The organism is Komagataeibacter sp. NFXK3, from assembly GCF_054182245.1.
Genome location: NZ_JAPIVJ010000012.1, coordinates 1 through 14,303, shown reverse-complemented (window position 1 = coordinate 14,303; position 14,303 = coordinate 1). Strand labels below are relative to the sequence as shown.

The following is a 14,303-nucleotide window of genomic DNA, read 5'->3' as shown; positions in this document are numbered from 1 at the left end:
ATTCTTCCGTCATCAACACATCGGGGATGCGCCAGACGGAAGCAATGGTCAACCGTTTGAGTTATGACAGGACCGGGTGGCTGAAATCCGCCACCCGTCAGCCTGCGGGCACGCCCTTGCTGGTTGAATATTCAAAATGCAGCGCCGTATCCGGGTGCACGATGGGGTGGATGGCATGGGCCGCCATGGCCCCTTCGGTAAAGCCCTGCAGGATCAGCTTGAGCTTGCCGGGATAGGTCGCGACATCGCCGACCGCGAAAATGCCGGGCAGGCTGCTCTCGCAGGTGGAAGGGATGACGGGAATGGTGCCGCGCACTGTGTCGAGCCCCCACTGGGCAATCGGCCCGAGGTCGGTCGCCAGCCCGAAAAAGGGCAGCAGGTGGTCGCACGCCACATGCCTGATCGTGCCATCGAGTGTCGCCAGGTCCACGCCCGCAAGCGCGCCGTCCGTGCCGTGCAGGCCATGCAGCTGGTAGCCGATGATCTTTTCCACCTCGCCACGGCTGACGGCCTCGTCAAGCTGGCGCAGGCTTTCGGGGGCGGCGCGAAAGCGGTCGCGGCGGTGCACCAGCTTCACGCTGCGTGCCACATCGCGCAATGACAGCGCCCAGTCCACCGCTGAGTCGCCACCGCCTGCAATCAGTACGTCCCTGCCTGCAAAATCGGCGCGGCGGCGCACGAAATACTGCACGCTGCCCGTGGCCTCGAATGCGTCCAGCCCCTCAAGCGGGGGGCGGTTGGGGCCGAATGCGCCCGCACCGGCAGCGATGATGACGGCGCGGGCTTCAATCACGTCGCCCCTGGTGGTGCCCAGGCGGAAACTGCCGCGCGTGCCCTCAAGGCTGTCGACCCGGCGGCCAAGCAGGCGCGGCACGTCAAAGGGCGCGATCTGGCGGTCAAGGGCTTCGATCAGCGCGCCACCCTCGATCGCGGGGTGGGCGGGAATGTCATAGATCGGTTTTTCGGGGTAGAGCGCTGCGCACTGGCCGCCAATTTCATCAAGCGCGTCAATCAGCACGCAGCCAAGTTTGAGCATGCCGCATTCAAAGGCGGCAAACAGCCCGGCAGGGCCCGCGCCGATAATGGCGACATCGGTGGTGTGGGTGGGGGAGGGCGTGGTCATGTCCGGCTCAGCTGTCCTGCAGTCCGTGGTCTGGGTAAAGGCATATGTCAGGTGCGGTTTTGCTTGGTTGTGCCCCACGGCGCAAGCCTCGGGCACATCCTGGCGTGTCATGATGGCGTGCCAAGAGGCGCTAAACCATTGAAAAGACATTTCTCAGCACACAATCATGACATGGGGCACAAAAACGGTTTTCCGGGTGGCCCGCCTGCCATCCCTCTTGTGCGCCAAGGCGGGGCGGGGGCACACTGGTGGCATGGATGCAAACCTTTCCGTGCGTGAAATTTCCCTGCCCGACCCCCAGGCCACGCAGGCGCTGGGCCGGGCGCTGGCCGCCATTCTGCGCCCCGGCGATGTCGTGCTGCTCGAAGGCGATCTGGGCGCAGGCAAGACCACGCTGGCCCGCGCCCTGCTGCGCACCCTGTGCGGAGATGGGGAAATGGAGGTGCCCAGCCCCTCCTACACCCTGGTGCAGGTCTATGAAGCGCCGGTAGCCCCGGTCTCGCATTTTGACCTGTGGCGGCTTGATGGGCCTGATGCCCTGTATGAGCTGGGGTGGGATGAGGCGTGCGAGGGCATCGTGCTGGTTGAATGGCCGGACCGGCTGGGCGGTCTGGCGCCGCCTGATGCGTTGCGGGTGAGCCTCGTGCCGGATGCAGCCGGCGGGCGCGTGGCCCGGCTGGCAGGTGATGCAGCCCGACTGGCGCGGTTGCCGTTGACCAACCCTGATACAGGAGATGCCCCATGAGCGTGAACATGCCCCGTACCGCCATGGTTTTTGCCGCAGGGCTGGGCCGCCGCATGCGTCCCTTGAGCGAATCGGTGCCCAAGCCGCTGCTGCGCGTGGCGGGGCAGCCGATTCTGGACCACGTGCTCGACCGGCTCGAGGCGGCAGGCGTGGCGCAGGTGGTGGTCAATGCCCACTGGCAGCCCGATGCCATCCATGCAGCCCTTGCCGCGCGTGCCGCCAGCCATCGTGGCCCCCGCACCGTGGAGCAGGTCGAGGACACATTGCTTGAAACCGGCGGCAGTGCCGCGAGTGCCTTGCGCGCGGGCCGGATCGGGCCGGACCCGTTCTTCCTGCTCAATGGCGATGCCATGTGGCTCAACGGCCCGGTGCCTGCCCTGCGGCGGCTGGCGGCGGCGTTCGACCCCGCCTCCATGGATGCCATGCTGCTGCTTGGCGGCATGACGCGTGCGGTAGGCGAGGTGGGCCATGGCGATTTTGCCGTTGATGCCCATGGCAGGCCGCGCCGCCCGCGCGCGGGCGAGATCACGCCCTATGTCTTTACCGGCGTGCAGATCGTCTCGCCCCGGCTGTTTGATGCAGCACCGGAAGGCGGCTTCAGCATGAACCGCCTGTGGGACCGGGCGATGGAGGCAGGCCGCCTGGGCGTGATCGTGCATGACTCGCTGTGGTTCCACCTCTCGCGCCCGGCCGATATCACGGCCGCCGAGCACGTGCTGCATTCCACCCTCAACCCGGATTCGGATACCGGGCTATGAGCCAGCCCGCAGCGCCCTGCGTGCGCGGCCGCGCCGCCGTCATTGCGCCGCATGTGCCGTTTGTGGACCAGATCGCCGCGCGCTGGCTGGCGCAGGCGGGGGATGACGCGCAGGCCTGCGGCAACGGACTGATTCTGCTGCCCAGCCGCCGTGCCGCCCGCGCCCTGACCGAGGCCTTCGTGCGCCAGGTCGATGGCCGCCCCATCCTGCTGCCGCGCATCGCCCCCATTGCCGGGCTTGATGAGGCGGCCCTTGCGCTGTCGGGCCGCAACGCGCTCGACCTGCCACCGGCGGTCGATCCCGTGCGCCGCCTTGCCACGCTTACGCTGCTGGTCATGCAGGCGGGCCGCGCCTTTGGCGATGTGCAGGGTGTGGACCAGGCCTGGCCGCTCGCCCGCGCGCTGGCCGACCTGATGGATGAGGCGGAATGGGCCGAATGCGACCTGCATGAACGCCTGCCCCATGCCGCCGAAGGCGATTTTGCCCAGCACTGGCACCTGACCGTGCAGTTCCTGTCCATCATCACCCAGGTCTGGCCCGCATGGCTGGCCGAGCAGGGGGTGATGAACCCAGTCGCTCGCCAGACCGCCCTGCTGCACGCGCAGGCGCAGCACTGGCTTGAGGCGCCGCCCCCTGCGGGCTACCCCATCTGGGCGGCGGGTTTTTCCGATGCGGTGCCATCCACCATCGCCATGCTGCGTGCCGTGCTTTCGCTGCCCGATGGGCTGCTGGTGCTGCCGGGCGTGGACATGGACTGCGCAGATACCGTCTGGTGCAACCTGCCACCAGACCACCCGCAGGCGGGCACTGCGCACATGCTGGCCGAACTCGGCCTTGAGCGGGGCTGCATGGAACAGTGGGGCGACCTGCCCCGCGGCTGCGTTGCCAGCAGCCCCGTTGCGCGCGCCAGCCTGCTGGCCCGCGCCCTGCTGCCCGCCCATGCGCTGGCCGGCTGGCGCGAACCCGGGGCCCCGGTCATGGCCGATGGCCTGTCAGTGCTGCGCAGCACCGACCAGCAGGAGGAAGCCGCCGCCATTGCGATGGTGCTGCGCCAGGTGCTCGAGCAGCCCGGCAGGCGGGCCGCCCTCGTCACCCCCGACCGCGCGCTGGCCGGGCGGGTCGCGACCGAACTGGTGCGCTGGGGCGTCATTGCCGATGACAGCGCGGGCGAAAGCCTGCTCACCATACCGCAGACCGCTTTCCTGCGGCTGATCATACAGGCGGTGGATGGCGGGCTTTCGCCCGTGGCGCTGCTTTCGGTCATCAAGCATCCGCTCGCGGCATGTGGTCTTGCGCCGGGCAACTGCCGCGCCAGCGCCCGCCAGCTCGAGCGGCTGGTGCTGCGCGGACCCGCCCCGCCACCGGGCATTGCCGGGCTGCGCGGCGCGCTGGCCCGCGCTGCGGAGGATCCGCACGGCGCACTGGCCGATGCGCCCGACGCGCCGGAGGAAATCACCGCCTTCATCAACCGGATCGAAACGGCCCTTGGCCCGCTGCTCGCCCTGCCACGCGCGGGCCTTGTGCCGGTCTCCACCCTGCTTGCCGCCCTGATCGAGACCGCGCAGGCCCTTGCCGCGACCGATACCACCGATGGGGCCGAGCGCCTGTGGGCGGGCGAGGAAGGCAACGCGCTGGGCCAGCACATGAGTGCCATGCTGGCATGGTGCGACGTGCTGCCCGAGGCCCGGCTGGGCGCGCTTGACGGGCTGCTGGCCTCCTCGCTTGCGGGCATGACGGTGCAGGGGCGGCGTGCGGTGCGCGGGCGCGAGGGCACGGCGGTGCATCCGCGCGTGTTCATCTGGGGCCTGCTCGAGGCGCGATTGCAGACTGCCGATACCATCGTGCTCGGCGGCCTTGTGGAAACCGTCTGGCCCCCCGCCACCGATCCGGGGCCGTGGATGAGCCGCCCCATGCGCACCCGCGTGGGCCTGCCCTCGCCCGAATGGGCCATAGGCCAGGCCGCGCATGACTTTGTTGCGTGCGCCTGCGCCGCGCCAAGGGTGGTGCTGTCCATGGCGGCACGGCGGCAGGGTGCCCCCACCGTGCCCGCGCGGTGGCTGGTCAGGCTCAATGCCTATCTGGCCGGGCACGGCCACGTCCTGCCGCAGCACCCCGCCCTGCGCTGGCTTGACAGCCTCGACCGGCCGCCCGGCGGGCTGGTACAGCCCGCAAGCCCGCCGCGCCCCCGGCCGCCTGTGGCCCTGCGCCCGCGCAGCATGTCGGTGACCGAGATCGAGACATGGATGCGCGACCCCTACGCCATCTATGCCCGCCGCATCCTGCGCCTCAACCGCCTGCCCGACCTTGAGGAGCTGGCCGATGCGGCGGATTACGGCCAGATCGTGCATGCGGCCCTTGACCGCTGGTTCCGCGCCCACCCCACCGGCTGGCCTGCTGATGGCGAAGCACAGATGCAGGCCGTCTTTGCCGATGTGCTGCGCGAGGCCGAACTGCGCCCCGCCCTTGCCGCCTGGTGGGCGCCAAGGCTGGAGCGCATCGCCACCTGGTGCGCTGCGACCGAACAGGCGCGCTGCACGACGGGCGGCCCGCGCACGGTGCTGACCGAGCTGGGCGGGCGGATGCAGCTTGAAGACCTGCCCGGCGGCCCCTTCACCCTGCGCGGCCGGGCCGACCGGATCGACCGCCACGATGATGGCACGCTGAGCCTGTTCGATTACAAGACCGGCACCCTGCCCACGCGCCGCAGCGTGCTGGAGGGCTGGCAGTCGCAACTGGTGCTTGAGGCCGCGATGATTGAAAGCGGCGGCTTTCCGCCCCCCGTGGCGGGCACGGTGGCCGAACTGGTGTACTGGCGGCTGACCGGCGGCCATGTGCCCGCCCTGGTGCTCGACGTGGCGCGCGGGGCGGAACTGACCGAATTGATCGCCTCGTGCCGCGCAGGGCTGCGCGATCTGGTGGCCGGGTATGACAATCCCGACCAGCCCTACCTGTCGCACCCCTATCCCGGCGAGGAACCCCGCTTTGCCGATTACGCCCATCTGGCCCGCGTTGCCGAATGGAGTGCTGCGCGTGAGGAGAATGGCGGATGAACGTCGCCCCCCCCAAGGCTGGCACCACGATGGACGCCATCGGCCTTGCCAATAAAAGCCAGGCCCAGGCGTCCGACCCGCAGGCCTCGGTGTTTGTCTCGGCCTCGGCGGGCAGTGGCAAGACCAAGCTGCTGATCGACCGGCTGCTGCGCCTCATGCTGCCGCGCGATGTGCCTGACCGTGATGGCGTGCCCACCCGGGTTGCGGGCAGCGACCCCGGCCGCATCCTGTGCCTGACCTTCACAAAGGCGGCGGCGGCGGAAATGTCGATCCGCCTGCAGGACCGGCTGGGCCGGTGGGTCATGCTGCCCGATGATGCGCTTGATGGCGAACTTGCCCGCCTGTCCGTGCCGGTGGATGAGCGCACGCGGCAGGTGGCGCGTGAACTCTTTGCCCGCGTGCTCGACCTGCCCGGTGGCATGCGCATCGGCACCATCCACGCCTTCTGCCAGTCGCTGCTGCGCCGCTTCCCCATCGAGGCCGCGATCAGCCCGCATTTCACCCTGATCGAGGAGACCGATGCCCGCCTGGCCCAGCGTGCCGCAGTTGAGGATGTGGTGGGCGCGGGTGGCCCCGCCGTGGGGCTGCTGGCGGGCCAGATCGGCGTGGGTGACTTTACATCCCTGATCGCCCGCCTGCAGGCGGATGCCCGCCGCCTGCTGCCGGTGGCGCGGCAGTGGGTGCGCGACCGGGCCAGTGTCGAGGCCGCGCTGATGCGCCTGCTGGGCATAAGCGGGCGCAGCGTGGATGAGGTGCTGCGCCAGGCCTGCGCCACCATCCCCGATGAGGACGCCCTGCGCGATGGCCTGCGTTTTGCAGCGCAGGAAGGGTCGCCCACGGTCAGGACGCAGGCCGCCATCATGCTGGACTGGCTGGGGCAGGATGCGGCCACCCGTGCTGCAACATGGCCCGTATGGCGCAAGGCGCTGCTTACAAACGAGGGGGCCCCCCGCCAGCGTGGCGGGCTGAACGCCAAGCTTGCCACCCTGTGCCCGATTCTGGTCGAGCAGTTGCTGGCGGAGGCTGCGCGCATCATCGCCACCGAGCAGCAGATGCGCGCGATCACGGTTTTTGAACTCACCTGCGCGCTGCTCTCGGTAGCCCAGCCGGTGCTGGAGCGTTACGCCACGCGCAAGAGCGCGCAGGGCATGGTTGATTATGACGACCTGATCGACCGCACGCTCGAACTGCTGCGCGACCCCGGTGCGGCATGGGTGCTGTACAAGCTTGATGGCGGCATCGACCACCTGCTGCTTGATGAAGTGCAGGATACATCATTCGACCAGTGGGCCATTGCCGGTGGCCTGACGGCGGAGTTCTTCGCGGGCGAGGGCACGCATGATGACGAGGGCACGCCGCGCACCATCTTCGCGGTGGGGGACTACAAGCAGTCGATCTATTCGTTCCAGGGGGCCGACCCCGAGGCCTTCCGCGCATGGCGGCAGCGCTTTCGCCAGAATGCCGCGGCAGCCGAGGCCCTGTGGCGCGAACCGGCCCTGACCGTCTCCTTCCGCTCCACCGCCCCGGTGCTCAAACTGGTGGACAGCGTATTCGCCAACCCCGCCGCCGCCCGTGGCGTGGCCGAGCCCGATGGCACCATCCCCCCCCATGTCACGGCCCGCCCCGGCCAGGGCGGCCGCGTCGAGATCTGGCCCCCCGTGCCGGTGGAAGAGGATGGCGAGGCGGTCAGCCCCTGGCAGGCCCCTACCCGCAATGCGGGCCAGTCCACCGCCCAGCAACGCCTGGCCGATACGCTGGCCGCCTGGATTGCAGCCGAGCTGCGCAGGCCGCCCTCAGCGGGCGAGGCGCCTCTTGCGCCGGGGGATGTGCTGATTCTCGTGCCGCGCCGCTCGGCCTTTGCCCGCGCCCTGATCCGCGCGCTGAAAACCAACGACGTGCCGGTGGCCACCCTCGTGCGCACCGTGCTGACCGACCAGCTTGCCGTGCAGGACCTCATGGCGCTGTGCGCGTGCCTGCTGCTGCCGCAGGATGACCTGACGCTGGCCTGCGTGCTGACTTCCCCCATTGGCGGGCTGGATGATGAATCGCTCATGCATCTGGCAACGGGGCGTGATGGCAAGCCGCTGTGGGCCGTGCTGCGCGCCCGCCATGCCGAGCGGCCGGACTGGGCGGCGGCGTGGCATATCTTCAACACGCTGTTCCGGCAGGTGGATTACGCAACGCCCTACCAGCTTCTAGCCGAGGCCCTTGGCCCGCTGGGCGGGCGCACGCGGCTGCTGGCCCGCCTTGGCCCCGAGGCGGTGGAACCGGTGGATGAACTGCTCTCCGCGGCGCTGCGCTTTGAGGAGGCGCATGCCATCTCGCTGCAGGGTTTCCTGCACTGGCTCAATGCCTCGGACGAGACCGTGCGCCACGAGCCCGATGCCTCGGCCAACATGGTGCGTGTCATGACCGCGCATGGGGCCAAGGGGTTGCAGGCGCGGCTGGTGGTGCTGCCCGACACCATCGCCAGCCCCCGCTCTGACACCAACATCCTGTGGAAAAAAGACATGCGGACCGACCTCGATATCCCCATCTGGGTGCCCCGCCGCGAACTGGCCACAGACCTGACCGTGGCGTTGCAGGAAAAGATCAGGCAGGAGGCGGCAGAGGAATATAACCGCCTGCTCTACGTGGCGCTGACCCGTGCGAGCGACCGGCTGGTGGTATGCGGCTGGAAGCCGAGCCGGGGCGTGCCCGATGGCTGCTGGTACGATTTGTGCCACCGTGGCTTCGAGCAGGCGGGCGCCGAGGCCCGCCCCTTCGATCTGGGCTGGGAGGGCGAAAGCCTTGTGCTGGAGGAACAGCGCAGCGTGCCCGCCCCCATGCCCAGGGCGCAGGCCCCGGCACTGGATGCACAGCCGGTTGCCCTGCCGGACTGGATGGGCCACGCGCCGCTGTGGCGGCCCGTGCTGCCCGTGGCGGAGGGCCCGCTGGCCCGCCCGCTCGCACCCAGCCGGCCCGATGACGTGGCCCTTGGCCCGCAGCCTGCCGTGCGCTCGCCGCTGGTTGCGGCCAGCACGGTGCGTGACCGCGCCGATGCCACGGCCCGGCGCGCCCGCGCCCTGCAGCGCGGGCAACTGGTGCATGCCCTGTTGCAGTACCTGCCTGACTGCGCGCCCGATGCGCGGGCGGAACTGGCCCATGTCTGGCTGTCGCGCCCGGCGGCGGGGCTTGCGGCGGACCTGCGTGATGAACTGGTGGCGGAGGTGCTCGCGGTCATGGCGCAGCCAGCACTCGCGGCGCTGTTTGCCCCCGGCAGCCGCGTGGAGCAGCCGCTGGCCGGGATTGTGGGCGAGCAGGTGATCGTGGGGCAGGTGGACCGCATGGCGGTCAATGCCGATACGGTCACGGTGTGCGACTTCAAGACCAACCGCCACCCGCCCGCCGATATTGACCAGACCCCCGTGCTCTATCTGCGCCAGATGGCGGCCTACCGCGCCCTGCTGCGCGGGGTCTATCCCGGCAGGCAGGTCGTGTGCGTGCTGGTCTGGACCGAAGGCGTGCGCGTTGACATCCTGCCAGCAGCGCTGCTCGACCATTATGCACCGGACAGGGTTGCCTTAAAGGGATCAGTACGGGCTTGACCGCGTGCCGGGCGATTGCCATGTCAGCAGGACGCAAGGACACAGGCAGCCGTGGCTGCCGTAAATGGAGCATTGAGTGATGGGTGAAAACACGATTGCGGTCAGCGACGACCAGTTCAAGACCCTGGTTCTCGACTCGAAGGAGCCGGTTCTGGTTGATTTCTGGGCCGAATGGTGCGGCCCGTGCAAGATGATTGCGCCAGCACTCGAAGAACTCGGCGGTGAGTTCAAGGGCCGCATGACGGTGGCCAAGGTCGATATCGACAACAATCTCCGCACCCCCAATGAATATGGCGTGCGCAGCATCCCCACCCTGGTCCTGTTCAAGGACGGCAAGCCTGTAGCCCAGCAGACCGGCGCCATGCCCAAGAGCCAGCTCAAGGCATGGGTTGAATCCAAGCTGGGCTGAGTATCGGTCAGGACGTTTATGGGTGCCGCCTTTTTTCAAAAAGGCGGCATTTTTTTCTCTTAACGCCCGCAGGCCACATCGGTCCATGTGGTGGGTGTGGCCCCCGAATGGGCCAGCCCCGAGCGAAAGCCCGGCGCGCAGAGCGTGCGGAACTCGGCTTCATGCTCATAAGTCGGCATGAGGCGCTGCAACAGTTTGTTCTTGGCCGTGGCCGGGTGGAAATAGATTTCCGACAGGCCATCAGGCAGGTGGGCCGCCAGCGCCGAGACGCGCTCGGTGGTCATGTGGCCGCTCCAGGCCAGGCCAAAGCACCAGTCATTCGTCACCATCCCGGCCTTGTGCGCCTGATGGCGCAAAAGCCCGGTCCACCGCCGCAGGGCGGCATCGCCCAGCGTGTCGGCAAAGGTGCCGGCCGCACGCAGCGGCTCGGGCGGCTCAAGCGGCACGCGCACCGCGCGCAGGCCATGGCGCAGGCCACTTTCAATCAGGTAGCGCCCCACAGTGGGATGCAGGTGCATGTGCTTGTGCGCATTGGCGTGGTCCAGCGCCAGCCCCGTGTCGGCAAAGGCGCGGAACTGCGCCTCGATCTCGGCGGCCAGTTCACGGCGCACGGCAGGGCGGAAGAAATATTCCACCCCCAGCTTGAGCTGGTCGGAGGGGAACTGGCCATCCTGGGGCACAAGCAGCGGAATATCGGCAGGCGGCAGGGTGGCGGGGCCTTCAATGGCCACGAGATGCAGCCCCACGCGCAGGTCAGGCAGTTTCCTGGCGCGGCGCACGGCGTCGGCTGCGGCGGGGCCGGAGACCATCAGGCTCGCCGTTGACAGCAACCCATCCCGGTGGGCGATCTCAATGGCCTCGTTGACTTCTTCCGACAGGCCGAAATCATCGGCGGATATGATGACGCGCTTCATGCAGCAAAACCGGGTGGCTTGAAAAAAGAAATGCCGGAACCCGAAGGTTCCGGCATGGGCGTTGCGGGATCAGGCCGCGCGGCGTTCGCGCAGGAACTGGAAGAACTCCACCCCTTCGCGCAGGCGGCGCTTCATCATCTGCGGGCTGCGCACCATCTCGTTCAGGATCGAGGCGATCTTGGGCGCGCGGAAGTAGAACTTCCGGTAGAATTCTTCCACGCTCTGGAAGATTTCGGTGTGCGACAGGTGCGGGTAGTGCAGCGGCGCGATCTGCACGCCGTTATCATCGATCAGCTCGGCGTTCTTTTCATCCAGCCAGCCATTCTCGGTCGCCTGCTGGTGCAGGAACGTGCCGGGATAGGGCGCTGCCAGCGAGACCTGCAGCGTGTGCGGGTTGATCTCGGTTGCAAAGCGGATGGTTTCCTGAATGGTCTCCTTCGTCTCGCCCGGCAGGCCGAGGATGAAGGTGCCATGGATCTTGATGCCGAGTTCGTGGCAGTTCTTGGTGAACTCGCGGGCCGTCTCGACGCGCATGCCCTTTTTGATGTTGTGCAGGATCTGCTGGTTGCCGCTCTCGTAACCGACCAGCAGCAGGCGCAGGCCGTTGGCCTTGAGCACTTCCAGCGTCTTGCGGGGCACATTGGCCTTGGCGTTGCACGACCAGGTCACGCCCAGCTTGCCCAGTTCCTTGGCAATGGCTTCGGCGCGCGGCAGGTCATCGGTGAAGGTGTCGTCGTCGAAGAAGAATTCCTTCACCTGCGGGAAATACTGCTTCGCCAGGCGGATCTCGGCGGCCACGTGCTCGGGGCTGCGGGTGCGGTAGTGATGGCCACCCACGGTCTGCGGCCACAGGCAGAAGGTGCAGCGCGACTTGCAGCCACGGCCGGTATAGATCGAGATGTAGGGGTGCATCAGGTAACCGATGAAGTAATCTTCAATCTTCAGGTCACGCTTGTACACCTCGGTCACGAACGGCAGGCTGTCCATGTCCTCGATCATGGCGCGGTCACGGTTGTGCACGATCTTGCCATCGGCGTCGCGCCAGGAGATGCCATCGACATCCTTCCACTCGCGGCCTTCCGCCATTTCCTTGATGGTGAAGTCAAACTCGTTGCGGGCCACGAAGTCCACCGGCGGGGCGTTGAGCAGGCTCTCTTCAGGCTGCACCGCCACCTTGGCGCCAACCATGCCGATCTTGACCTTGGGGTTGGCATCCTTGAGCATCTGGGCCACGCGCACGTCCGATGCGAAGGAAGGCGTGGAAGTGTGCATGATGACGAGGTCGCGGTTGCGCACGTCTTCGAGGATCGGCTCCATGCCCATGCGGGCAGGCGGCGCATCGATCAGGCGGCTGCCCTCGACCATGGCGGCGGGCTGGGCCAGCCAGGTCGGGTACCAGAACGACTTGATTTCCCGCTTGGCCTGATAGCGGGAACCGGCCCCACCGTCGAATCCGTCAAACGAAGGCGGCTGGAGAAACAGGGTTTTCATCATGCTACGCGTATCCTCGGGTTCTGGCGGGGAACGGGGTTCCCTTAATACCCGTTCTTATTGACTACAGGGTGGGTTTTTTCAAACGGTCCGGCGGGCTGGGGGGTCAGTCACCGGGGGAGGCGGGTTGCGATCGTGGTGTCATGACCGAATGGGGCGTGACATGCATCGTCTGCCCGCGCCAGGCAACCCTTGTGCCCGTAACGCTGCCCACCATGATCGCGGCTGAGATCCAGTCGCGCAGGGGGAGCAGCAGTAACGGCAGCAGGCTGCGCTGCGCCAGTGTCCGGTCAAGGATGAAGGAACATACGCCCCGCCATCCCCACGCACCAAGAAAGAAAAGCCATGTCCATGCCGCGTGCGGTGCCAGCAGCACCGCAACAGTGGCCCAGAACAGGGGCAGCTGGATGGCCGAGGCCGCATAGCCCGCCGGTTCCAGGGTCTTGACGGTGCGGCCCCAGCGCAGTTCATGCGCCAGTACCTCACGCATCGAGGTTTCGCCCACGGTGGTCCATGTCATGCATGCGGCAATGGCGATGTCCTTGCCGTGCTCGCGCACGTAACGGCCAAGGATCGCATCATCGGCCACATGGGGCACAAGGGCTTCGAGCCCGCCAATGGCATCGAGCATGGAGCGCCGCAGCGCCATGGTGGCGCCGAGGCAGTCCTGCCGCCCGAGGTAGCGCGACAGCATGACGCCGGGCAGGAAATTGTGGTTGATCTGGCAGGCGGCCAGCAGGCGCGGCACGGTGTTCGAGGCGGGCAGCCCCGCATAGAGCGTGGTCACGAGCCCCACATTGTCGGGCACCATGGCGCCCACCACATGGCGCAGGTAGTCGGGTGCGACATGAATGTCCGAATCGGAAATGACCAGCACATCATGCTTCACGCGCGTCATGATGTTGATCAGGTTGCCGATCTTGCGGTTCACGCCATGGAAGGTGGGGTCGATCACCAACTCCATCGGCACATCCGGATGGCGTTCCATCAGGCGGCGCACGATGGGTATGGCGGCATCATCATCGGCCTGTACGCCAAAGACGATCTGCATATGCGGATAGTCCTGCGTGCAGAAGCTCTCGAGGGCTTCCTCAAGCAGGGGTTCATCGCCATGCAGCGGCTTGAGCACGGAGACCGGGGGCAGGGGCACTGCCCGGTCAACGCGTTTTTCCTGCCAGCGGAAACGCGAGACCAGAAAAGTGCCTACCGCTGCCTGCATGCACCCGGCGGCCGCGACAGTCGCGGCCAGTCCGGCGGGTGAAACAAGAGCGTTGAAAACAGACATTATTTTTCCGGCAAGGTCCCGCGCGTGAAACAAAATGAAAAAGACGTCAGGGAAGGGTCAGATTATTCTTCCGAGAAGGTCTTGATTTTCTTCTGTAACAGATTTGTCAGTTTTTGCACATTCCCGCCAGACAGGGCGGAGCTGAAATCCGCACGCTGTGCCGCCACCTGGCTGATATGGGCATTGAGCAGTACGTCAACGATCTGCCAGCCCTTTGCATCCGAGCGCATCACGTAATTGATTTCGGTCCCGCTCGGGTCATCGGACGAGCCGATATGCGTTATAACAATACGGTCGTTCCCCACCGGGGAGGGCGTGACGGCAGGAGCAATGGTGAAGCGCGCATCGCTGCCCGGCTTGAAGCTCGAGACATAGCGGGCAATGGTGAACTGGCGGAATGTGGTCAGGAGCTGCTGCTTCTGGTCATCGGGCAGGGTGGCGTAGCGCGGGCCGATGGAGGAGGCGAGCACGGCCTCCATGTCATAGGCGCGGTCGATTGCCGGTGCGAGCATCTGCGAGCGCTGCTCGAATGTGCCGCTGCCTTTGGCCTGCACGCGGTCGAGGGCGGCATACAGGGCCTTGATCGGCTCCTGCACCTGCGCGTCGGATGCGGCGGCCGCATGGGCTGCATTGATGGGGAAGACGGCAGGGACGACCGGTGCCGCCATCAGGCCGGCGCATAGCGCCAGCGCGGTGGTTTTCAGGGCATGTTTCATAATGTTCATGATTTCGGTCCGTTTGCCGTCTTTAGCAAGGGCTGCGTCATGCTGATTCCGACACCCAGCGCATCAAGGGCGGTATTGGTAATGGCCACCGCATCCAGCCCGGCCTCATGGTACTGGGCCTCCTGGCTGTTATGGTCGATGAAGCGGTCGGGCAGGGTCATGGGGCGGAAGCGCACGCGGTCGAGCAGGCCGGTCTTGGCCAGGTGCGTCATGACA

General features: G+C 67.1%; 10 protein-coding genes and 1 pseudogene. 5 read left to right on the top strand and 6 right to left on the bottom strand.

Going from position 1 to position 14,303, the window contains the following annotated elements; all coding sequences use genetic code 11:
- Window positions 1–97: 97 nt before the first annotated feature.
- Window positions 98–1,123: an NAD(P)/FAD-dependent oxidoreductase gene (locus tag OQZ28_RS12800; protein WP_458136355.1), complete on the bottom strand. Its 1,026-nt coding sequence runs from the start codon at window positions 1,121–1,123 to the stop codon at window positions 98–100.
- A 271-nt stretch (window positions 1,124–1,394) separates the two neighbouring features.
- Here OQZ28_RS12800 and tsaE point away from each other — a divergent pair, with 271 nt between their 5' ends.
- From tsaE to trxA, 5 genes are all read left to right on the top strand, one after another.
- Window positions 1,395–1,868: a tRNA (adenosine(37)-N6)-threonylcarbamoyltransferase complex ATPase subunit type 1 TsaE gene (gene tsaE, locus OQZ28_RS12795; RefSeq protein WP_458136354.1), complete on the top strand. Its 474-nt coding sequence runs from the start codon at window positions 1,395–1,397 to the stop codon at window positions 1,866–1,868.
- The gene (locus tag OQZ28_RS12790) at window positions 1,865–2,626 is read left to right on the top strand and encodes a nucleotidyltransferase family protein (protein ID WP_458136353.1); all 762 of its coding nucleotides are present in this window, start codon (window positions 1,865–1,867) and stop codon (window positions 2,624–2,626) included. The genes tsaE and OQZ28_RS12790 overlap by 4 nt, the downstream gene beginning before the upstream one ends.
- Window positions 2,623–5,676, top strand: coding sequence for a double-strand break repair protein AddB (gene addB / locus OQZ28_RS12785; RefSeq protein WP_458136352.1), 3,054 nt, complete (start codon window positions 2,623–2,625; stop codon window positions 5,674–5,676). Before OQZ28_RS12790 ends, addB begins: the two co-directional genes overlap by 4 nt.
- Entirely contained in the window at window positions 5,673–9,263 is a 3,591-nt protein-coding gene (addA, locus tag OQZ28_RS12780; RefSeq protein WP_458136351.1) for a double-strand break repair helicase AddA, read from the top strand. The genes addB and addA overlap by 4 nt, the downstream gene beginning before the upstream one ends.
- Window positions 9,264–9,342: 79 nt before the next feature.
- Window positions 9,343–9,672, top strand: a complete 330-nt coding sequence (gene trxA / locus OQZ28_RS12775; RefSeq protein WP_078525079.1) for a thioredoxin — start codon at window positions 9,343–9,345, stop codon at window positions 9,670–9,672.
- Window positions 9,673–9,731: 59 nt separating this feature from the next.
- Here the strand turns inward: trxA and hpnK are convergent, their stop codons facing one another.
- The 5 genes and pseudogenes from hpnK to OQZ28_RS12750 all read right to left on the bottom strand — a co-directional run.
- A complete protein-coding gene (gene hpnK / locus OQZ28_RS12770) occupies window positions 9,732–10,586 on the bottom strand; it encodes a hopanoid biosynthesis-associated protein HpnK (RefSeq protein WP_458136350.1) in 855 nt (284 codons plus the stop codon).
- Window positions 10,587–10,655: 69 nt separating this feature from the next.
- Window positions 10,656–12,080 carry a hopanoid biosynthesis associated radical SAM protein HpnJ gene (gene hpnJ, locus OQZ28_RS12765; protein WP_061272758.1) on the bottom strand — a complete coding sequence of 475 codons (1,425 nt, stop codon included), beginning with the start codon at window positions 12,078–12,080 and terminating at the stop codon, window positions 10,656–10,658.
- Between the two features lie 103 nt (window positions 12,081–12,183).
- Window positions 12,184–13,362: a bacteriohopanetetrol glucosamine biosynthesis glycosyltransferase HpnI gene (hpnI, locus tag OQZ28_RS12760; RefSeq protein ID WP_458136349.1), complete on the bottom strand. Its 1,179-nt coding sequence runs from the start codon at window positions 13,360–13,362 to the stop codon at window positions 12,184–12,186.
- Window positions 13,363–13,424: 62 nt separating this feature from the next.
- Window positions 13,425–14,087 (bottom strand): ABC transporter substrate-binding protein, encoded by a 663-nt coding sequence (locus OQZ28_RS12755; RefSeq protein ID WP_130731433.1) that lies wholly within the window; start codon window positions 14,085–14,087, stop codon window positions 13,425–13,427.
- Window positions 14,084–14,303, bottom strand: a pseudogene (locus tag OQZ28_RS12750) (1-deoxy-D-xylulose-5-phosphate synthase); the annotation flags it as partial. The gene OQZ28_RS12755 and the pseudogene OQZ28_RS12750, both read right to left, overlap by 4 nt.

Coding starts and splice junctions, on each gene's coding strand:
- addB (WP_458136352.1), top strand. CDS start 2,623: ATGAGCCAGCCCGCAGCGCCCTGCGTGCGCGGCCGCGCCGCCGTCATT.
- OQZ28_RS12755 (WP_130731433.1), bottom strand. CDS start 14,087: ATGAACATTATGAAACATGCCCTGAAAACCACCGCGCTGGCGCTATGC.
- addA (WP_458136351.1), top strand. CDS start 5,673: ATGAACGTCGCCCCCCCCAAGGCTGGCACCACGATGGACGCCATCGGC.
- hpnK (WP_458136350.1), bottom strand. CDS start 10,586: ATGAAGCGCGTCATCATATCCGCCGATGATTTCGGCCTGTCGGAAGAA.
- OQZ28_RS12790 (WP_458136353.1), top strand. CDS start 1,865: ATGAGCGTGAACATGCCCCGTACCGCCATGGTTTTTGCCGCAGGGCTG.
- trxA (WP_078525079.1), top strand. CDS start 9,343: ATGGGTGAAAACACGATTGCGGTCAGCGACGACCAGTTCAAGACCCTG.
- OQZ28_RS12800 (WP_458136355.1), bottom strand. CDS start 1,123: ATGACCACGCCCTCCCCCACCCACACCACCGATGTCGCCATTATCGGC.
- hpnJ (WP_061272758.1), bottom strand. CDS start 12,080: ATGATGAAAACCCTGTTTCTCCAGCCGCCTTCGTTTGACGGATTCGAC.
- hpnI (WP_458136349.1), bottom strand. CDS start 13,362: ATGTCTGTTTTCAACGCTCTTGTTTCACCCGCCGGACTGGCCGCGACT.